This window comes from Qipengyuania sp. (genome assembly GCF_964227205.1).
GTDB lineage: Bacteria > Pseudomonadota > Alphaproteobacteria > Sphingomonadales > Sphingomonadaceae > Qipengyuania.
In genome coordinates this window covers 16,689-34,454 of the sequence record NZ_CAXQVB010000002.1, presented here as the reverse complement: position 1 = coordinate 34,454, position 17,766 = coordinate 16,689, and the positions used below count along the sequence as shown (strand labels likewise).

Below are 17,766 nucleotides of genomic sequence, written 5' to 3'. Positions count from 1 at the left end.
AGTTCCGCGCCCCGCAGGGGGCAGCGCGCTTTCGAACCAAATACCGCTCAGCTGCGCAGCGAATGCTGCAGGTTGCGGATTTCCTTGTCGAGATCTCGCAGGATGTCGCGGCGCATGTCGTCCGACAGGCGGTCGCTCCCCTCGATCCCGCGGCGCGCCTGTTCGAGCGCCTTGAGCGCGATCCGGTCGCCCGCGCTGTCGCAGATATACATCACCGGCTTGCCGTCCTTTTCGGTCGTCGTGACCGGGTTGTCCGGGTAGCGGCAGCTCTCGATCACCTCGGGGACGAAGCTGACCGCTGTGACCACCGATTCCGCGACTGTCTTGCCCAGCGCCTCGCCCCAGGCTTCGCTTTCGACATGGGCACGCGCCTCGGCACGGTGTGCCTTCGCCTCGGCATGCGCGACGCGGCCCTCGGCCCACTGGATCCGCCCGTCGGCCCATTGCTGCCGGCTGCGTGCATACTGTATCCGTCCGTCGACCCAGGCCCTGCGTCCTTCGGCATAGCTTTCATCGCGGACCTCACGAGCCTCGCGTGCGCGTTCGCGAGCCGCCTCGGCCCTCTCGCGCGCGGCTTCGGCCCGTTCGCGACCTTGCTCCACGCGCTCGCGCATGGCCTCGGCGAAGGCATCGGAATCGAGGAAGGCGAGCCGGGCGCGCTCGACCATCGGTGCGGGATCGGCAAGTGCCTCGGGTTCGGCCACCGGATCGACCATCTCGGCCACCTCGGGCAGCGCTTCACTTGCCAGGGCGGGCGAGGCGCCGACGTAGCAGATGCTGGCGGTCATCGGCAGCGCCAGCAGCGCGGCGCCGACAGCCCCGCGTGCCGCCAGGCGACGGCGCCGGGAATCGTCGGTCATCGGCAGGCTGCGCAGGCGGTGGATGATCGACTTGTCGCCCAGGACGGGGCAGGCCATCGGCGCGGCCAGCGCCGGACGCGGCGCGATCTGCGGACGGCGCGCGAAATCGGCGATTACCGCGGCGTAGGCGGCGCGTTCGTCGCGGCTGCGGCTGGCCACCACGCGTGCGTCGCAGGCGGCTTCCTGGTCGCGGCGCATCGCGGTCCAGCCCATCCATCCAAGCGGGTTGAACCAGTGTACCGCGAACAGCGGCTGGATCAGGACGTTGACCAGGATGTCGTGACCGTGATGATGCGCCAGTTCATGCGCGATCGCGAGGTCGCGGACCTGGCGCGGGCGGCTGGCCATGAAGCCATCGGGCAGCGCGACGACCTTGTCGAAAACGCCAAACGCCATCGGTCCCGAGATCGCGGTCGTCTCGACCAGACGGATCCTGCCCACTTCGCCGACCGGTCGGGCATCCTCGAGCAGTTCGCGACGAAGCTCGCCATAGAGCCAGAAGCGACGTGCCAGGAAGAAAACCGCACCGAGCAACCACAGGACCACCAGCGGCGTGACGAAGTCGATCGGGGATTCGAGCGGCACCGGAGCTGCCGGGGAAACGAAGGACGCTAGCGACAGGCCAGGGCCGGCGGGGGCAGCGGAAGCGACATCGGCGACGGCCGGATCGAACGCGGTGTCGGGCTGCAGGAAGGCCGGCCTCATCCAGACGGGCAACTGAACCGGCGGAAACAGTAGGCGCGCGAGCGGGAGAAACCACAGCGCATAGGCGGCGCCCGCGCCGAGGTATCGCCCGACGGGTCGGCGCAAGAGCAGTGCGAGGCCGATGAGGCCTCCGGTCCACAGCAGGGTATCGAACAGGAACCAGTCCCAATATTCGCGGAGCAGCTCGGTCATTTGCGCATCTCCCTCAAGAGCGCCTCGATTTCGGCGAGATCCTCGTCGCTCAGCGCCTCGCTCTCGGCAAGCTGCGCGAAGAGCGGTGCTGCGCGCCCGCCGAACAGTCGGTCGACGAGGCGACGGCTTTCACCCCCGACATAGTCGGAGCGTTCGATGAGCGGACGATAGAGGAATTTGCGACCTTCGGGTTCGGTGCCGACAACCTGCTTCTGGACGAGGCGGCTGAGCAGCGTTTTGACGGTGGGAATCGACCAGTCGCGCTGGGCGCAGATCGTGTCGCAGACGTCGGAAGCGGAGATGGGATTGCGGTCCCACAGCACTTCCATTACCGCGTGTTCGGCCTCGCTGATCCGTTCTCCGGGTGCATCGGTGCGCTTGGCCATTTCCCACTCCGTAAGCGTAATTCTTCGACTACGTTTGTAGCCGAAACGACTACGCCTGTAAACCTGTAGCCTGGATGAACGGGCGCGAAACGCGCTTGCTTCTCGACCAACGGCCTATCAGGGTGGATGAATGACACGCGCCCTCGCCCTGCTCGCCCCCCTCGCGCTTTTCGCCTCGCCGCTGCTCGCGCAGGAGGAGGCGCCCGGTGCGGCGAAGACCTACGCGACGCAATTGGTGGTGATCGAGACCACCAAGGGCGACATCACCGTCGCCATCGAGACCGAACGCGCGCCGGTCACCGCCGCCAATTTCCTGCGCTATGTCGACGAGGACCGCTTCGACGGCACGCATTTCTACCGCGCGATGCATCTCGACTGGGGCGAACCGCCCAACGGGCTGCTGCAGGGCGGGACGCAGATGGACCCCGAACGCGTGCTGCCGCCGATCGCGCATGAGCCGACCACCGAGACAGGGCTCAGCCATACCGACGGGGCGCTGTCGATGGCGCGCTACGATCCGGGCAGCGCGACGGGAGACTTCTCGATTATGATCAAGGACCAGACCGGGCTCGACGCGAATCCGGCCTCCTCCGATCCGAACCTTCAGGCCGGCTTTGCCGTCTTCGGCCATGTCGTGGAAGGGATGGACGTGGTCCACGCGATCCACGCCATGCCGCCCGATCCCGACAAGGGCGAAGGCTGGATGAAGGGGCAATTGCTGGCGCAGCCGGTCACCATCGTCGAGATGCGCCGCGTCGAGGCGGTCCCCGACGACGCGGGCTGACCGCGCGCTCAGCGCGTTTCGCTGGCCAGCCGGCTCATCAGGATCGCGGCGCGCTGCGCCTGGCGTACCATCGAGCGCAGGTCGATCGATTCGCCCGCGGCATGGCTGCCACTGCCAGAAGGGCCCATGCCCGCAAGCCCATCGGTATAGGGGGCGACGAAACTGATGTCGGCAGCCCCGCGGCGCGAGGGCGGATAGGGCTCCATGGGCTCGCGCCCGAGATCGGCATTGATGGCATTGAGCCTGTCGAGCAGCGCGCGATTGCCATCGGTCGGCGCCATCGGCGGATAGCGGAATTCGATTTCGATAGCGGCCTCGGTTCCGGGAAGATGCCCGGCGACGATCGCCTTCATCTTCTCCGCCGTCCGCTCGTTCTGCTCCTGCGTCAGTGCGCGCAGGTCACCCCGCGCGACGGCGGTCGACGGAATGATGTTGGTCTTGCCGCTGGTCGTAGCGGACAGGCCGTCTTCGGACAGCTCCGCTGGGGTGCCCCCGGCCATCAGCCCGACATTGTAGGTCAGGTTTTCCTCGGGAAGCTCGCGGCGGAAAGCATCGAGGATGCGCGCCATCTCGTAGATCGCACCATAACCGACCCCCTCGGCGAAGATGCCCGAGCTGTGCCCGCTCTTCGCGCGGGTGGTGAGCGTCCAGCTGCCCGAGGAGCGCCGTGCGACGACGCCCGTGTCCTTGCCGTCGAGGATCGACAACGCCTCGAACCCCAGCGCGACGTCGGCCCATTGGCCCGCTTCGATCAAATCCTTCCGCGCGAGTTCCAACGGATCGCCCGCATCCTCCTCGTCACCGGTCAACGCGACGACGATATTCGCGTCCTCGAGCGTCCCCGCTGCCTGCATAGCGCGCAGTGCGGAGAGGATCACGATGACCCCACCCTTGTCGTCGAGGATTCCCGGCCCGACCGCGGTATCGCCTTCGCGGACGAAGCCGGTGAAAGGGGAGTCGGGCTCGAATACCGTGTCGAGATGGCCGATCAGCAGCATCTTCGTGGTACCCGGCGCGCCCACATGCCGCGCGAAGAGATGCCCCGCGCGGCCGGCGGCAGACTGGTCGATCCATTCGGTCGTGAAGCCGAGCGCTTCGAATTCGGGCGCCAGCACATCGGCCACGGCCTTTACGCCCGCATGGTTGTGCGAGCCCGAATTGATCAGCGTGATCGTCTCGAGCAAGGCGACATCGGTTTCGTAATCCGCCTCGACCGAGGCCACGATCGCCTGTTCGGGCGCGGTCAGTTCGGCATGGGCGGGAGCGACGAGCGCGGCGGCGAGTGCAACAGCGGGAATGATATGGCGCATGCGCCGATCTGGCCCCGCCGCGCGGCCCAAGTCAATGCGATTGCCCGCAATACCAAATTTTGCGGCGCGGATCGATGTGGCCGAAATCTGGCTCCGCTCTGCCGAGCGCTGGGGTGTCGATCAGGCCGACGCCTATATCCGCGCCATCGAAGGCCGCCTGCAACACGCCTGCGAATTTCCCGAAAGCTATCCGCTCTACCAGGAAAGCCGCGGTGCCTTCCGCAAGGCAACCAGCGGGAGCCACATGGTGTTCTATCGGATCGATGGCGAGGTCATCGACGTCGTCCGCATCCTCCCCAACCGGATGGACCCGAGCGAGCAGATCTGACTTCGTTCCGGAGGCACCGCCGCACGCCGCGGCGATGCCCCGCGACAATCAGTAAACCCGCTTCTTCGGCTCGATGTACTTCACATCGTCGGTCAGCGTGTATTCGTGGACCGGGCGATAATCGAGCTTCACGCCGCCGCCGTTTCCGCCCCAGCCGTCGAACCAGGCGATGGTGTGCTTCATCCAGTTTGTGTCGTCGCGCTCGGGGAAATCCTCATGCGCATGCGCACCGCGGCTTTCCTTGCGGTTCTCGGCCGACGCCATGGTGACATTGGCCTGCGCCATGAGGTTGTCGAGTTCAAGCGTCTCGATGAGGTCGCTGTTCCAGATCAGCGAGCGGTCGGTGACATGGATGTCCGCCATCCGCTTGTTGATCTGCTTCAGGTTTTCCACGCCCTCGGCCATCAGCTTGCTGTCGCGGAACACTGCCGCGTGGCGCGTCATGGTTTTCTGCATGTCCGCCCGCAACGCCGCGGTGGGCGTGCCGCCGTTGGCATGGCGGAAGTGGTCGAGACGCGTCAGCGCCAGTTCGGCGCTGTCGGCGGGCAGCTCGTCATGGCTGGTGCCCGGCTTGATCAGTTCCTTGAGGCGATGGCCGGTCGCGCGGCCGAAGACCACGAGGTCGATCAGCGAGTTCGAACCGAGGCGGTTGGCGCCATGGACCGAGACGCAGGCCGCCTCGCCCACCGCAAACAGGCCGGGGACGATCTTTTCGGGATCGTTGGGATCGCCCGCCATCACTTCGCCATGATAGTTACAGGGGATGCCGCCCATGTTGTAGTGGACCGTCGGGGTGACCGGCAGCGGTTCGCGGGTCAGGTCGACGCCGGCGAAGATCTTGCCGCTTTCGGTGATGCCCGGCAGGCGCTGCGCGAGGACCGCCGGATCGATGTGGTCGAGGTGAAGGTAGATGTGGTCCTTTTCCGGGCCCACACCGCGGCCTTCGCGCATTTCGAGCGCCATCGAGCGCGACACGACGTCGCGGCTGGCGAGGTCCTTCGCGCTCGGCGCATAACGCTCCATGAAGCGCTCGCCCTCGGAATTGGTGAGATAGCCGCCCTCGCCGCGCGCACCTTCGGTGATCAGCACGCCCGCGCCGTAAATGCCGGTCGGGTGGAACTGGACGAACTCCATGTCCTGCAGCGGGAGGCCTGCGCGCAGCACCATGCCACCGCCGTCGCCGGTGCAGGTATGCGCGCTGGTCGCGGTGAAATAGCAACGGCCATAGCCGCCGGTCGCCAGCACCACCGATTTCGAACGGAAGCGGTGGATGCTGCCGTCATCGAGGCACATGGCGATGACGCCGACGCAGGCGCCGTCTTTCATGATCAAGTCGAGCGCGAAATACTCGATGAAGAAGTCGGCGTCGTACTTCAGGCTCTGCTGGTAGAGAGCGTGGAGCATGGCGTGGCCGGTACGGTCGGCCGCGGCGCAGGTGCGCTGGACCGGCGGGCCTTCGCCCATGTTCTGCATGTGGCCGCCGAAGGGACGCTGGTAGATCGTCCCGTCCTCGTTGCGGCTGAAGGGCACGCCGGCATGTTCGAGCTCGTAAACCGCCTGCGGCGCCTCGCGGACCATATATTCGATCGCGTCCTGGTCGCCGAGCCAGTCGGAACCCTTCACGGTATCATACATGTGCCACTGCCAGTGGTCGGGCGTGTTGTTGCCGAGGCTCGCGGCGATCCCGCCCTGCGCGGCAACGGTGTGACTGCGCGTCGGGAAGACCTTGGTGATATTGGCAGTCTTGAGGCCGCTTTCGGCTGCGCCCATGGTGGCGCGCAGGCCCGAACCGCCCGCGCCGACGACCACGACGTCATAAGTGTGGTCTATGATCGGATAGCTGCGACCGCCGATTTCGAAAGTGGGTTTGAAAGCCATCAGGCGGCTCCTCCAAGGGCGAGGCGGGCGATCGAGACGAGGCCGAAGGCGCCGCCGCCAATGGTTGCAAGGTTGAGAAGGGCGAGCGTGCCGAACTTGGTGCCGGCGTCGTGGACATAGTCCTCGATCAGCACCTGCAGCCCGAGCCGCGCGTGCCAGAAGACCGAGACGATCAGTAGCGCCAGCGCGGTCGCGGGCAGCGTCTGACCGGCCCAGCCGGCGACCGTGGCGTAGCTGTAATTGGGCAGCAGCGCGAGGCTGATCGCGAGGAACAGCATCAGCACGAGGTTGCCGATGGCGGTGAAGCGCTGCAGCAGCCAGTGGTGCGCGCCCTCATGCGCCGAGCCGAGCCCGCGCACGCGTCCGATGGGGGTTCCGTTAGCCATGGGTCTTTGCCTTTAGCGAAGCAGGATGAGGGCCCAGAAGCCCGCGGTGAGAAGAATGCCGAGCAGCGGCGCGAGGATCGACCAGGTCTTGTTGGTGTCAAGCTCGTAGCCCGCGCCGATGTCGAGGACGAAGTGGCGCAAGCCGCTCATCATGTGGGTGAAGAAGGCCCAGGACAGGCCGGCCAGCACCACCATGCCGAGCGGCGATCCCATCGCTTCGACGAACACGGCATAGGTATCGGGCCCCGCAGCCATCGCGCCGAGCCACCACAGCAGTACGCCGAGGCCGACCAGCGCCATGCCGTCGCCGGTGATGCGGTGGAGGATCGAGACCGCCATATGCGGCCCCCATTTCCAGATTTGCAGGTGCGGTGCCATCGGGCGATCGGCCATGGTCATCTTCCGGTTCAAACGAATTGGTGTGCTTCCCTTAGCGATGTGAACGTGCGTGACAAGGCGCGCGGCCTCGACAAGTTGCGCAAATTTTTCGAAGAGGCTTTGCATGACATGCATTCTTCTTACCGGTTCGAGCCGCGGCATCGGTGCTGCGGCGAAGACGGCACTCGAGGCGCGCGGCGCCAGGGTCGTCGGACAGGCGACGCGCAGTTCCTCGGTCGATACCGTTCCCGCCGATTTCAACGAGCCCACCGCGCCGCAGGAATTGTGGCTCGCCGCGCTCGCCCGCGCGGGCGGCGAAATCGACGTGTTGGTCAACAATGCCGGCCTGTTCGCGCCCAATCCGATCGAGCGATCGGACATTGAATGGCTCGATGCGTGGGAAGATACGATGCGTATCAACCTTACCGCTTCGGCGCAGCTCAGCCGCTTCGCGATACGGCACTGGCAGGAGCGCGGCGTACCGGGGCGGATCGTCCATGTCGCCAGCCGCGCCGGGCATCGCGGCGATTCCCCCGCACACTGGCACTATGCGGCGAGCAAGGGCGGGATGCTGGCGATGCACAAGAGCATTGCCCGGGCCTATGCCGGAGACGGCATCCTCAGCTTCGCGATCACGCCGGGATTTACCGATACCGCGATGGCAGGCGACTATCTCGAGAGCCGCGGCGGCCCCGGCCTGCTGGCCGACATCCCGCTGGGCCGCGTCGCCGAGCCCGAGGAGATCGCCAGGCTGATCGAATTCTGCGCGCTCGACGCCCCGGCCAGCATGACCGGCGCCACCCTCGACGCGAACGGGGCAAGCTATGTCCGCTAGATCTTTCGGCGCGGCGGCCTGCCTCGCGCTGCTGAGCGGCTGCGCGCCGCCGATCCAGCGTCCCGAAGCGCTCCCCCCGCCCGAACAGGTCACGCCCCGGCAGTGGGCCGCAACCTGTTCGGACTGGGACGAGTGGGACAAGCCCGCCCCGCCCTACAGAATTCACGGCTCGACCTATTACGTCGGCACCTGCGGCATTTCCGCCATCCTGGTCGCGGGCGAAGGCGGACATATCCTGATCGACAGCGGCACCCAGACAGGGGCAGCCGTGGTGCTCGGGAATATCGGAAAGCTCGGATACCGGCCGAACGAGATCGCCAGCCTGCTCAGCAGCCACGAGCACTTCGACCATGTCGGCGGCCATGCGCGGATCAAGCAGTCGAGCGGTGCCCATGTCGTCGCATCGCGCACGGCGGCGGCGGTCCTGCGCAGCGGAAAAACCGGCCCTGCCGACCCGCAGGCGGGCATGCACGAGGCGATGCAGCCCGTCGCCGTCGATGTGCTGGTCGCAGATGGCGAGATCGTGCGCAGCGAAACCGCCGTGCTGACCGCGATCGCGACGCCGGGCCATTCGCCTGGAGCGCTGAGCTGGCAATGGCAAAGCTGCGACGCCGAAGGTGCATGCCTGGCCATCGTCTATGCCGACAGCCTCAGCCCGGTCAGCCGCGACGACTATCGCTTTTCGGACCACCCCGACTATGTCGGCGCCTATCGCGCCGGCCTGCAACGCCTGCGCGAATTGCGATGCGACATCCTGCTGACGCCACACCCGTCGGCCAGCGGCATGGTCGCGCGCGCGGCCACAGGCTCGATGGTCGGGGGCATGTCCTGCACCGCCTATGCCGATGCGATCGAAGCACGGCTCGATAAACGTATCGCCTCGGAGCGCGCCGATGACTGACGCCTGGAAGATTTACGCCGAGGTTTCGAAGGATGTCGCCAAGGCCGCACTCGTCGCGCATGAAGATGCGGTAGACTGGCCCGCCGAATGGGTCGTCACCGGCATGGAAGTGGCTGACCACCTGCCCGATGAATGGACCTTCGAGGTCTATCTCGACCGTGAACCGACCTGTTTCGACCTCAAGCGCGTAGGCGGGTTGTTCAAGGGCAAACCGCCCCGGTTTACGGTAGAAAAACTACCCGAAACCGACTGGGTTACCGAAAGCCAGAAGGGGGTCGACCCAATCCGCGCGGGGCGGTTCCACGTCCGCACGCCCGAACATGATTCCGATCCGGCAATGGTCGATTTCGTCATCCCGGCGAGCCAGGCCTTCGGCACCGGGCAGCACGAGACGACGGCCGGCTGCCTCGCCATGCTCGACCAGATGAAGCGCGAGGGAATCCTCGTCCGCAATCTCGCCGACATCGGCACCGGCACCGGGCTTCTCGCCTTTGCCGCGATGCATCTGTGGCCCGGCGCGCGGGCAACCGCCTCGGACATCGATCCGGTCTGCGCGGGCGTGGTGCGCGACAACATGGCGCTCAACGGCATCGCCGACGGTGGCGGTGCGGGCGAACTGACCATGGTGATCGCCGACGGTGTGGACGATCCGCTGCTCGACGTGCGCGGCCCCTACGACCTGTTCATCGCCAATATCCTCGCCGGTCCGCTGGTCGAACTTGCCCCGTCCTTCTCCGCAGCAATTCCGCCGGGTGGTAACCTGCTGCTCGCCGGCCTGCTCGAAACCCAGGAAGCGCGCGTGCGCCGCGCCTATCGTGCGCTCGGTTTCCGCCTTGCGCGACGACTGGTCAATGGCGACTGGTCGATCCTCTGGCTGCGCAGGAGCCAGGTCCGCTGAGGCTCAGGCGAAGCCGGCATCCGCCGCCGATTCGCCGGGCAGCGGTCGTCCCACACCAAGCATGGTCCGCACGCGTTCGGAGAACATCAGCCGCCCCTGCGGATAGTGCCGTCGGTGGATGCGCATCAGTTCGGCAAGATGATCCTCGCCCAGCGCGGCGCAGAAATCGGGGCCCAGCGCGCTCTTGCCGAAATGCGGCCGCGTGGCGGGTTCGTAATGCATCACCAGCCGCTGCAGACGTTCGAGCCAGGCATAGTCGCGCGGATCGGCGAACAGGTCGATCGCGGCCACCGGCCGGTGCGCATTGGCGGCGAAGACCGGCCCCGCCGTGCCCGGCAATTCGCGTACCGAAATGATACCCTTGAGGTAGAAGCCGAGGTCGCGCAGCGCGTCGGCCTCGCGGATGATGAACTTGACCACCGCCTGCGCCTTCTCGAGCGGGACGAAGAAGGCGAGATTATAGCCCGTGTAGGTGGTCGAGAAGAGCCCCCGGGTGATGCTCGGCGCGCGGTTTTCCTTGAGCCCCGGCTTGGGGTCGTAGAGATAATCGAGGTCGCCGGGGTCGGTGATCACGCGCTCGCTCTGCTTCAGGTCGAGCCGGTCGATCAGCCGCTGCATCGGGCGGCGCAGCGCGGGCAGGAAGCGATCGAGCTTGTAATAGCGCTTGAGGAACCAGGCGGCGAACCTGCCTTTGCCGCCCTTGGCCTCGGGATGCGCGGTCATCGCCTCGGCATCGTCGCATTCGGCCAGCGCGTGGAGCATGACCACGGGATCTTCGGGATCGGTATAAGGCATCACCGCCCAGTTCGCCGCTATCGAGCCCTGCTTGAGCTCGTCGAGCCTCGACATGCGGCTCATCGAGCTGACCGAGACGTAGGGTTCGAGCGGCTTGGTCTCGAGCACCAGCTCGATGATCGGGGCGATCGTGCCGAAGGACAGAGCGACATAGCGGAAATCGGGATCGCCGCGCTTCAGCGTCACGCGCTTGCCCGCGCCATCGAGGAAGGTCAGCTCGACGATGCTGTCGGCCATCACCGCGCGCGGGCCGAAGCCATGCGTGCCGGTGGCCAGCGCGCCGATCACCGACTGCTCCATGTAATTGCCCGAATTGAACAGCCCGCGGCCGTGCTCGTCGCGCAGATAGGTCTTGAGGTCGCGCACCGAGACCGAGGCACCCACGCGCACCGTCTGGGTCGCCGGATCGTAGGAAAGCGTCTTGAGCCCGCCCTCGCGCATCATCATCGCGGTGACGCCGGGCACCACCTGCACGCCATTGTAGCTGTGCGACCTGCCGACGCAGCTGTAGAGGCCTTCGCCGATCAGCCCCCCCAGCGCCGCCTCGTCGGCGGGCACGCGCGCTTCGGTTTCGGTGCGATAAACGTTTATCCAGGACCGGATCCAGCGCTTGCCATCGGTCCCGATCGCGCGTGCGTCGGACCGCGCATTGGCGCGATTGCGCATGATGCGGCGAAAGAATGCGATCATGGCGTCCCCCCCTGCCAAGTCCCTGTGCGCGCGTCATAACCGTTTCCGGGCGCCGATGCGAGGACAGGAACGACATGGGCCGGAAGGGAACTTCTGCATCGCAGGGGCGCTCTTTCAGCGACGCGAAAACGCCACGGAGACCCCATGTCCAAGACCCTGCTGATTACCGGCGCATCGAGCGGCATTGGCGCTGCCACCGCGCGCGCCGCCGCTGCCGAAGGATGGAATGTCGCACTGCTCGCCCGCTCGCAGGACAAGCTCGAAACCCCCGCCCGCGACATCGGCGAAAGCGCGCTGCCGCTGCCCTGCGACATCACGACGCGCGAGCAACTGGAACGCGCGGTCGAGCAGGCGGTAACGCATTTCGGCGGGCTCGATGCGGTCTTCGCCAATGCCGGCACGGGTGTTTCGAGCCCGGGCATCGAGACGGGCGATCCGGACGAATGGCACCGCATGATCCACCTGAACGTGCTCGCCGTGCTGACCACGGCGCACGCCACCCTGCCGCATCTGCGCAAGACCAGGGGGCAGTTCGTCGTCACCGGCTCGAAAGCGGGGCGCGACCACCTCAAGGGCTCGGTCTATGGCGCGACCAAATGGTTCGTGCAGGGCCTGGCGGGCAATCTCGCCGAGGAAATGCGCGAATGGGGCGGACGCTGCACGGTGATCACCCCGGGCATGGTCGATACGCCCTTCTTCGACGAGCCCAAGCCGGACAAGATCCGGCCCGAAGACGTCGCGAACGCAGTGGTCTTCGCGCTGTCGCAGCCGAAGACGGCCGCGGTGCGCGAGATCCACATCATGCCCAACGACTGATCAGCCGCCCAGCGCATCCTCGAGCGCCTGCAACGCCGCCCGGGTAAAGGCTTCCATATTGGCGATCCGGTCGTCGCTGCCAGTCTCGGTCAGCCGCGTGAACGCGAACTCGCCCGGCCCGGCCACCGCAGCGCAGCTGCGCCCCGCGGGTGCGCCGCCGGGGTGGGTCGATCCGCCGACCGATCCGCTTTCGGCAAGTCCCCATTCGGAGCCGAAATTGTCGCGGATCGCGCGTGCCTGGAGCAACGCGTAATCCTCGCCCGCCCCGCGCATGCCCCGATAGGCCTCGGGCGGGAGCGCGAACAGCACGTCGCGTGCGCGGAGGGAATAGACCACCCCGCCCCCGACGAAGAAATCGAGCGCGCCGGGCACGGTCAGCAGGCTGGCGGCGATCAACCCGCCGGTCGCCCCGTCGGCCACCGCGAGCTTCTCGCCCCGCGCGCGCAACAGCCCGGCGATGCGCAGGGCCTGCAGGTGGGTCTCGGCGATCAATGTCGCAATCCGCGCAGGGTCAGCCCGATCCCGAAGAGGATCTCGATCGCCGAGACCTGCAGCGTTACCGAACCGGGCAGCGGGAGGAAGCGATAGATTCCCGCGAACCCGACCAGCGTGACCAGCGCAGCCAGCAGCCAGAAAGTCCGGTCGCCATAGGCGGTGCGGAAGGCGAAATAATGCGTGCCGACCATGATCGCGGCGAGCGGCATGACCAGTTCGGGCGCGTAGTCGAGAAACAGGAAGGCGGCGAACAACCCGGCGATCATGGCGATGGTCGATTCCATCACCAGCGGCCCGCCGGGATTGCCTTTCGCCTCGCCCGCCCGGCGCAGCAGCGCGCGGTTGGCGAACAGGGCTAGCGGGTATATCAGGAAGCCGCCGAAGAAGAGCACCGCGAAACCGGTTGCCACCCCTGCGCGACCTTCCGCGATCCCCGCGGCCAGCCAGACCAGCCCCGAAACCAGCACGCCCGGCCCGCCATCGGTATAGGCGCGGCGCAAATCAGCCTGCGCATCGACGATCAACATATTTGTATTCCCCCCCTCAATGCTGCGGCTAGCCCGCCTCCGCGACGATTTCGGCCCAGCCGGCCTCGTCGATCACCTCGATCCCGAGCTCGGCGGCCTTCTTGAGCTTGCTCCCCGCGCCCGGCCCGGCGACGAGCAGGTCGGTCTTGGCGCTGACCGAGCCGCTGGCCTTGGCGCCGAGCCGTTCGGCCTGCGCCTTGGCTTCGTCGCGGCTCATCGTCTCGAGCTTGCCGGTGAAGACGACGGTCTTGCCGCTGACCCGGCTCTCGCGGGTCTCGACTTCGTAGCGCGGTGGATCGACCACGCCCGCCCCCGCTTCGGCACCGATGAGGTCGTTCCACACCGCCCTGTTGTGGTCTTCGTGGAAGAAGTCGGCGAGCGCATGGCCGACCGCGGTCCCGATGCCGTCCGTGCGGACCTCGAAGATGCGCTTCACCGCCTCGACCATGCGGGTGTTGAAGGGACTTTCCTTCTCGTCCGCGCCGCGCGGGTTTTCCGTGCGATAGGCGGCGAACTCCGCAGCCTTCCCGGGCAGCAGGCGGATATCGCCGAGCCCCTTCATCAGGTCGCGCGCAGTCACCGCGCCGACATGGCGGATGCCGAGCCCGAACAGCAGCCGCGCGGCGTCTGGCTGTCGCCGCGCTTCCACAGAAGCCAACAGGTTATCCACAGAGCGCTCCTGCCACCCTTCGAGCGCGAGAATGTCCGCCCGGCGGTCTTTCAGGCGGAAGATGTCGGCGGGGCTTTCGAGCCAGCCCAGGGCGAAGAACTGGTCGATCGTCTTCTCCCCCAGCCCATCGATGTCGAGCGCGCCGCGACTGACGAAATGCTTCAGTCTTTCCGTACGTTGCGCCGGACATATGAGACCGCCTGTGCAGCGCACATCGACCTCGCCCTCCTCGGCCACCGCCTCGCTGCCGCATTCGGGGCAGTGATCGGGGAAGCGGTAGGGCTCGCGATCGGCATTGCGGGTCAAGTTTTCCACAAGCTGTGGAATAACGTCGCCCGCGCGCTGCACCACGACGCGATCGCCCGGGCGCACGCCCAGCCGCGCGATCTCGTCGCGATTGTGGAGTGTGACATTGGTCACCGTCACGCCGCCCACGAGCACCGGGGCGAGTCGGCCGACGGGGGTCAGCTTGCCCGTGCGGCCGACCTGGATGTCGATCGCCTCGAGCGTGGTTTCGGCCTGTTCGGCGGGGAACTTGTGCGCCAACGCCCAGCGCGGCGCCTTGGCGACGAAGCCGAGCCGCTGCTGGTAGGCGAGGCTGTCGACCTTGTAGACCACGCCGTCGATTTCATAGGGCAGCTCGGGCCGCGCCTTGCCGATCGCCTCGTAACGAGCGAGCAAATGCCCCGCATCCTCGACCCGCGTGAAAAGCGGCGAGACGGGGACACCCCAGGCCTCGATCCGCCGCATCACCTCGGCTTGGGTCTCTCCGGGCACCTCCGACGCCGCACCCCAGCCATGCGCCCAGAAGCGCAAGGGCCGCTGCGCGGTGACGCTCGCATCCTTCTGCCGCAGCGATCCGGCGGCGGCGTTGCGCGGATTGGCGAACTGGCGGACCTTGGCCTCGTCGAGTTCCTTGCCCTTTTCCGCCGCCGCCGCGCGCGCCTCTTCCATCAGCCGCGCATTGAGCGCCTCGAAATCGGCGCGCGCCATATAGACCTCGCCGCGGATCTCGAAGACCTCGGGAGCATCGCCGCCAAGCTGCTGCGGGATATCGGCAATATGCGCGACATTGGCGGTGACATCCTCGCCCACCTGCCCGTCGCCGCGCGTCGCCGCGCGTACAAGCGCGCCCTTCTCGTAGCGTAGCGAGCACGACAGCCCGTCGATCTTGTCCTCGGCGGTGAAAGCCAGCGGCGCGTCGTCGGGGAGCGCAAGGAAACGCCTCACGCGCGCCACCCATTCCTCGACCTCTTCGCCCGAGAAGGCATTGTCGAGGCTCATCATGCGAACCTCGTGCGTCACTTTGCTCAGCGGAGAGGACGAGGCGGCATGCCCGACCTTGCGGCTCGGCGAATCCGCGCGCACCAGATGCGGAAACGCCGCCTCGAGCTCCGCATTGCGCCGCACCAGCGCGTCATAGGCCTGATCGGAAATCTCGGGCGCATCCTCGGCGTGATAGAGCCGGTCGTGCTTCGCGATCTGCTTCGCCAGCCGCATCAATTCGTTGGCGGCCTCGGCTTCAGAATTATTATCCATTTCTTGTGGCGTAATGAGCGAGGAGGCCTAGCTGCTCGACATTAACCGAGGGCATCTCACGGAAATCGTAGATTCCTCTTTTTTCTTCTGGGTCAAATCCTGCACGCTCGATGGCATCGAAAATGCGTGCCTCGACCCAATCAGCAGCTTGACGAAGTAATTCGATAGAATCTTGGCCGGCATACTGGCCACTATTCATCAAAAGTTTAGGCCGGGCCTCACTGTCAGCCATCATTCGACCCAAAATAGTGGGGGGAGATTGCACAGTACCATCTGGCTCCAACCAGGCCTCGTAAGCGGTCCAAGCATATTCGTGAACGATACTATCTCGCTCTTTCTTGAGGAATTCCCAGTAAATTGGATGTGCGTGAGCATCGTCCTTGATCAATTTCCACTCAGCTTTGATCTCTTTTTTGATGCCTTCAGAGAGACAAAATCGAGCATCGCGCTGAAAAAGATCAATTGATGTCCTCAGCGTCGTACACGTTCCGTTCCAAACAATCTTCCACTCCGAGAGAAGATAGCTGGCCTCCGCCAGCAGATGCTCCAAGTGCCTTATTCCACTTCGACCATCCGCCAACGCTCGATAGGAGGAAAGCATATATTTTACAGGAATGTAATTGTTAGCGTAATGCTTTGGCGTCGCCATCACACCCCCTCCAGCAGCCGGTCGGCCTGCGCCCTTGCCTCGGGCGTGACTTCGGCGCCCGAGAGCATGCGCGCGATCTCTTCCTGGCGGCCGGCCTCGTCGAGCAGCACCACGCCGGTCTTCGTAACCGTACCCTCGCTCGACTTGGCGATCATGTAATGCGTGCGCCCGCGCGCGGCGACCTGCGGGCTGTGCGTGACCGCGAGCAATTGCCCGTCGGCCGAAAGCCTTGCGAGCCGCTCGCCGATGGCGCTGGCCACCGCGCCGCCGACGCCGCGATCGATCTCGTCGAAGATCACCGTCGCTGCCCCGCCCTGCTCCGCCAGCGCAACCTTGAGCGCGAGGATGAAGCGCGACAACTCGCCGCCCGACGCGATCTTGGCGAGCGGGGCGAAATCGGCGCCGGGATTGGTGGCGATGAGGAACTCGACGCTGTCCATCCCGCTCGCGCCCCATTTCTCCTCGGGCAGTTCGCTCACCGCGGTGTGGAAGCGCGCAGCATCGAGCTTCAGCGGCGCGAGTTCGCGCGCCACCGCCTCGTCGAGCCGCATCGCCGCCGCCACGCGGGTCCCATGGAGCGCCTCGGCCTCGGCGCGATAGCGCTGGCCGGCGTCCTTCGCCGCCGCCTCGAGCGCGTCGAGCTGCGCCTCGCCGCCCTCGATCGAGTCGAGCGCCGCGCGCATCTCGCGCATGACCCGTGGGAGCTCGTCGACCTCGCAGCGGTGCTTGCGGGCGAGCGCGCGCAATTCGAACAGGCGCGTTTCGGCGGCATCGAGCGCGGCGGGATCGTGCTCGAGCGCCTCGGCCGCGGCCTGGAGCTTGTCCTCCGCCTCGCCCGCCTCGATCACCGCGCGGTCGAGCGCGGCGAGCGCGTCGGCCAGCAGCGGATGTTCGGGTGCGATCCGGTCGAGCCGCCGGGCGGCCACGCGCAGCGCCGCGAGCGGCGAATCGGAGCCTTCCCAGACGTGCCGCAATTCCTCGAGATCGCCCGACAGCTTCTCGCCCTTCTGCATGCTCGCGCGGGTCTCGGCGAGTCGCGCCTCCTCGCCCGCCTGCGGTTCCAGTGCGGTCAGTTCGGCGAGATGCGCGAGCAACAGATCCTGGTCGGCCTTGGCGTTCTCGACCGTTTCGCGCGCCTCGGCCAGCGCGGCCTCGGCGCTGCGCCATTTCGCCCAGCAGGCCGCGACGCGGTCGGTTTCGCCGCCGGCAAAACGGTCGAGCAGGGCGCGGTGGCCGCGCGGATTGACCAAGCCGCGATCGTCGTGCTGGCCATGCAGCTCGACGAGGAAGCCCGCCATTTCGCGCAGCAGGCCGACGCTGACCGGCTGGTCGTTGACGAAGGCCTTGCTCTTGCCGTCGGCCTTCAGCTGGCGGCGCAGGATCAGCGGTTCGCCTTCCTCGATTTCGAGATCGGCATCGTCGAGCACCGCGGCAAGGCCCGCGGGCAGCGCGGCGAATTCGAAGGTCGCCGTCACGCTTGCCTTGTCCTCGCCCGCGCGCACCAGCGCGCTGTCGGCGCGGTTGCCCAGTACGAGGCCGAGCGCATCGAGCAGGATCGACTTGCCCGCCCCGGTCTCGCCGGTGAGCACACCCAGCCCGCGCCCGAAGGCGAGGTCGAGCGACTCGATCAGCACGATGTTGCGGATGGAAAGCCGGGTCAGCATGCCCTCGCTTCCTAGCCAATGCCGGACGCCGAGTCAGCAGCCCAGAAAATGCTATCGACAAGCTCGCCGCGCAACTTTCG

18 protein-coding genes are annotated in these 17,766 nt (G+C 66.5%); 6 read left to right on the top strand and 12 right to left on the bottom strand.

The genetic code is table 11. The features are described from left to right. Window positions 1-47: 47 nt before the first annotated feature. Complete coding sequence (locus ACEQZ0_RS02080) at window positions 48-1,757, bottom strand: M56 family metallopeptidase (RefSeq protein ID WP_370187927.1); 1,710 nt, start codon at window positions 1,755-1,757, stop codon at window positions 48-50. Continuing rightward, a complete protein-coding gene (locus ACEQZ0_RS02075; RefSeq protein ID WP_370187925.1) occupies window positions 1,754-2,143 on the bottom strand; it encodes a BlaI/MecI/CopY family transcriptional regulator in 390 nt (129 codons plus the stop codon). Before ACEQZ0_RS02075 ends, ACEQZ0_RS02080 begins: the two co-directional genes overlap by 4 nt. Window positions 2,144-2,273: 130 nt before the next feature. Here ACEQZ0_RS02075 and ACEQZ0_RS02070 point away from each other — a divergent pair, with 130 nt between their 5' ends. Then, a complete protein-coding gene (locus ACEQZ0_RS02070; RefSeq protein ID WP_370187923.1) occupies window positions 2,274-2,927 on the top strand; it encodes a peptidylprolyl isomerase in 654 nt (217 codons plus the stop codon). 8 nt (window positions 2,928-2,935) lie between these two features. Here the strand turns inward: ACEQZ0_RS02070 and ACEQZ0_RS02065 are convergent, their stop codons facing one another. Then, window positions 2,936-4,237, bottom strand: coding sequence for a M20/M25/M40 family metallo-hydrolase (locus tag ACEQZ0_RS02065; RefSeq protein WP_370187921.1), 1,302 nt, complete (start codon window positions 4,235-4,237; stop codon window positions 2,936-2,938). 76 nt (window positions 4,238-4,313) lie between these two features. On the opposite strand from ACEQZ0_RS02065, the gene ACEQZ0_RS02060 reads away from it, so the two are divergent. Further along, window positions 4,314-4,565: a type II toxin-antitoxin system RelE/ParE family toxin gene (locus tag ACEQZ0_RS02060; RefSeq protein WP_370187919.1), complete on the top strand. Its 252-nt coding sequence runs from the start codon at window positions 4,314-4,316 to the stop codon at window positions 4,563-4,565. A 48-nt stretch (window positions 4,566-4,613) separates the two neighbouring features. Here ACEQZ0_RS02060 and sdhA read toward each other — a convergent pair whose 3' ends face one another. From sdhA to sdhC, 3 genes are read right to left on the bottom strand one after another with little or no spacing between them, the layout of a single operon-like run. Next, window positions 4,614-6,443, bottom strand: coding sequence for a succinate dehydrogenase flavoprotein subunit (sdhA, locus tag ACEQZ0_RS02055; RefSeq protein ID WP_370187917.1), 1,830 nt, complete (start codon window positions 6,441-6,443; stop codon window positions 4,614-4,616). Then, window positions 6,443-6,829 carry a succinate dehydrogenase, hydrophobic membrane anchor protein gene (sdhD, locus tag ACEQZ0_RS02050; RefSeq protein WP_370187915.1) on the bottom strand — a complete coding sequence of 129 codons (387 nt, stop codon included), beginning with the start codon at window positions 6,827-6,829 and terminating at the stop codon, window positions 6,443-6,445. Before sdhD ends, sdhA begins: the two co-directional genes overlap by 1 nt. 12 nt (window positions 6,830-6,841) lie before the next feature. After that, the gene (gene sdhC / locus ACEQZ0_RS02045) at window positions 6,842-7,222 is read right to left on the bottom strand and encodes a succinate dehydrogenase, cytochrome b556 subunit (protein WP_370187913.1); all 381 of its coding nucleotides are present in this window, start codon (window positions 7,220-7,222) and stop codon (window positions 6,842-6,844) included. Window positions 7,223-7,331: 109 nt separating this feature from the next. Between sdhC and ACEQZ0_RS02040 the strand changes: the two genes are divergently transcribed. Genes ACEQZ0_RS02040 through ACEQZ0_RS02030 form a run of 3 tightly spaced genes read left to right on the top strand, consistent with a single transcriptional unit; the run spans window position 7,332 to window position 9,841 of the window. Beyond that, a complete protein-coding gene (locus ACEQZ0_RS02040; RefSeq protein ID WP_370187911.1) occupies window positions 7,332-8,042 on the top strand; it encodes an SDR family NAD(P)-dependent oxidoreductase in 711 nt (236 codons plus the stop codon). Beyond that, window positions 8,032-8,943, top strand: coding sequence for a subclass B3 metallo-beta-lactamase (gene bla / locus ACEQZ0_RS02035; protein ID WP_370187909.1), 912 nt, complete (start codon window positions 8,032-8,034; stop codon window positions 8,941-8,943). Before ACEQZ0_RS02040 ends, bla begins: the two co-directional genes overlap by 11 nt. Further along, the gene (locus tag ACEQZ0_RS02030) at window positions 8,936-9,841 is read left to right on the top strand and encodes a 50S ribosomal protein L11 methyltransferase (RefSeq protein ID WP_370187907.1); all 906 of its coding nucleotides are present in this window, start codon (window positions 8,936-8,938) and stop codon (window positions 9,839-9,841) included. The genes bla and ACEQZ0_RS02030 overlap by 8 nt, the downstream gene beginning before the upstream one ends. Before the next feature lie 3 nt (window positions 9,842-9,844). Here ACEQZ0_RS02030 and ACEQZ0_RS02025 read toward each other — a convergent pair whose 3' ends face one another. Continuing rightward, window positions 9,845-11,326: an FAD-binding protein gene (locus tag ACEQZ0_RS02025; RefSeq protein WP_370187905.1), complete on the bottom strand. Its 1,482-nt coding sequence runs from the start codon at window positions 11,324-11,326 to the stop codon at window positions 9,845-9,847. A 144-nt stretch (window positions 11,327-11,470) separates the two neighbouring features. Here ACEQZ0_RS02025 and ACEQZ0_RS02020 point away from each other — a divergent pair, with 144 nt between their 5' ends. Further along, window positions 11,471-12,142 (top strand): SDR family oxidoreductase, encoded by a 672-nt coding sequence (locus ACEQZ0_RS02020; protein WP_370187903.1) that lies wholly within the window; start codon window positions 11,471-11,473, stop codon window positions 12,140-12,142. Here the strand turns inward: ACEQZ0_RS02020 and ACEQZ0_RS02015 are convergent, their stop codons facing one another. Genes ACEQZ0_RS02015 through recN form a run of 5 tightly spaced genes read right to left on the bottom strand, consistent with a single transcriptional unit; the run spans window position 12,143 to window position 17,686 of the window. Then, complete coding sequence (locus ACEQZ0_RS02015; RefSeq protein WP_370187901.1) at window positions 12,143-12,634, bottom strand: CinA family protein; 492 nt, start codon at window positions 12,632-12,634, stop codon at window positions 12,143-12,145. After that, window positions 12,631-13,164, bottom strand: coding sequence for a hypothetical protein (locus ACEQZ0_RS02010; RefSeq protein ID WP_370187899.1), 534 nt, complete (start codon window positions 13,162-13,164; stop codon window positions 12,631-12,633). The genes ACEQZ0_RS02015 and ACEQZ0_RS02010 overlap by 4 nt, the downstream gene beginning before the upstream one ends. A 28-nt stretch (window positions 13,165-13,192) precedes the next feature. After that, window positions 13,193-15,373 carry an NAD-dependent DNA ligase LigA gene (gene ligA, locus ACEQZ0_RS02005; RefSeq protein WP_370187897.1) on the bottom strand — a complete coding sequence of 727 codons (2,181 nt, stop codon included), beginning with the start codon at window positions 15,371-15,373 and terminating at the stop codon, window positions 13,193-13,195. Then, window positions 15,366-16,022 (bottom strand): hypothetical protein, encoded by a 657-nt coding sequence (locus tag ACEQZ0_RS02000; protein ID WP_370187895.1) that lies wholly within the window; start codon window positions 16,020-16,022, stop codon window positions 15,366-15,368. Before ACEQZ0_RS02000 ends, ligA begins: the two co-directional genes overlap by 8 nt. Further along, the gene (gene recN, locus ACEQZ0_RS01995) at window positions 16,022-17,686 is read right to left on the bottom strand and encodes a DNA repair protein RecN (protein WP_370187893.1); all 1,665 of its coding nucleotides are present in this window, start codon (window positions 17,684-17,686) and stop codon (window positions 16,022-16,024) included. Before recN ends, ACEQZ0_RS02000 begins: the two co-directional genes overlap by 1 nt. Window positions 17,687-17,766: the final 80 nt, after the last annotated feature.

What these genes read in the sequence shown, in the direction of transcription:
- ACEQZ0_RS02080 (WP_370187927.1), bottom strand. Translation starts at nt 1,757, where the DNA reads ATGACCGAGCTGCTCCGCGAATATTGGGACTGGTTCCTGTTCGATACC.
- ACEQZ0_RS02075 (WP_370187925.1), bottom strand. Translation starts at nt 2,143, where the DNA reads ATGGCCAAGCGCACCGATGCACCCGGAGAACGGATCAGCGAGGCCGAA.
- ACEQZ0_RS02070 (WP_370187923.1), top strand. Translation starts at nt 2,274, where the DNA reads ATGACACGCGCCCTCGCCCTGCTCGCCCCCCTCGCGCTTTTCGCCTCG.
- ACEQZ0_RS02065 (WP_370187921.1), bottom strand. Translation starts at nt 4,237, where the DNA reads ATGCGCCATATCATTCCCGCTGTTGCACTCGCCGCCGCGCTCGTCGCT.
- sdhA (WP_370187917.1), bottom strand. Translation starts at nt 6,443, where the DNA reads ATGGCTTTCAAACCCACTTTCGAAATCGGCGGTCGCAGCTATCCGATC.
- sdhD (WP_370187915.1), bottom strand. Translation starts at nt 6,829, where the DNA reads ATGGCTAACGGAACCCCCATCGGACGCGTGCGCGGGCTCGGCTCGGCG.
- sdhC (WP_370187913.1), bottom strand. Translation starts at nt 7,222, where the DNA reads ATGGCCGATCGCCCGATGGCACCGCACCTGCAAATCTGGAAATGGGGG.
- ACEQZ0_RS02040 (WP_370187911.1), top strand. Translation starts at nt 7,332, where the DNA reads ATGACATGCATTCTTCTTACCGGTTCGAGCCGCGGCATCGGTGCTGCG.
- bla (WP_370187909.1), top strand. Translation starts at nt 8,032, where the DNA reads ATGTCCGCTAGATCTTTCGGCGCGGCGGCCTGCCTCGCGCTGCTGAGC.
- ACEQZ0_RS02030 (WP_370187907.1), top strand. Translation starts at nt 8,936, where the DNA reads ATGACTGACGCCTGGAAGATTTACGCCGAGGTTTCGAAGGATGTCGCC.
- ACEQZ0_RS02025 (WP_370187905.1), bottom strand. Translation starts at nt 11,326, where the DNA reads ATGATCGCATTCTTTCGCCGCATCATGCGCAATCGCGCCAATGCGCGG.
- ACEQZ0_RS02020 (WP_370187903.1), top strand. Translation starts at nt 11,471, where the DNA reads ATGTCCAAGACCCTGCTGATTACCGGCGCATCGAGCGGCATTGGCGCT.
- ACEQZ0_RS02010 (WP_370187899.1), bottom strand. Translation starts at nt 13,164, where the DNA reads ATGTTGATCGTCGATGCGCAGGCTGATTTGCGCCGCGCCTATACCGAT.
- ligA (WP_370187897.1), bottom strand. Translation starts at nt 15,373, where the DNA reads ATGGATAATAATTCTGAAGCCGAGGCCGCCAACGAATTGATGCGGCTG.
- ACEQZ0_RS02000 (WP_370187895.1), bottom strand. Translation starts at nt 16,022, where the DNA reads ATGGCGACGCCAAAGCATTACGCTAACAATTACATTCCTGTAAAATAT.
- recN (WP_370187893.1), bottom strand. Translation starts at nt 17,686, where the DNA reads ATGCTGACCCGGCTTTCCATCCGCAACATCGTGCTGATCGAGTCGCTC.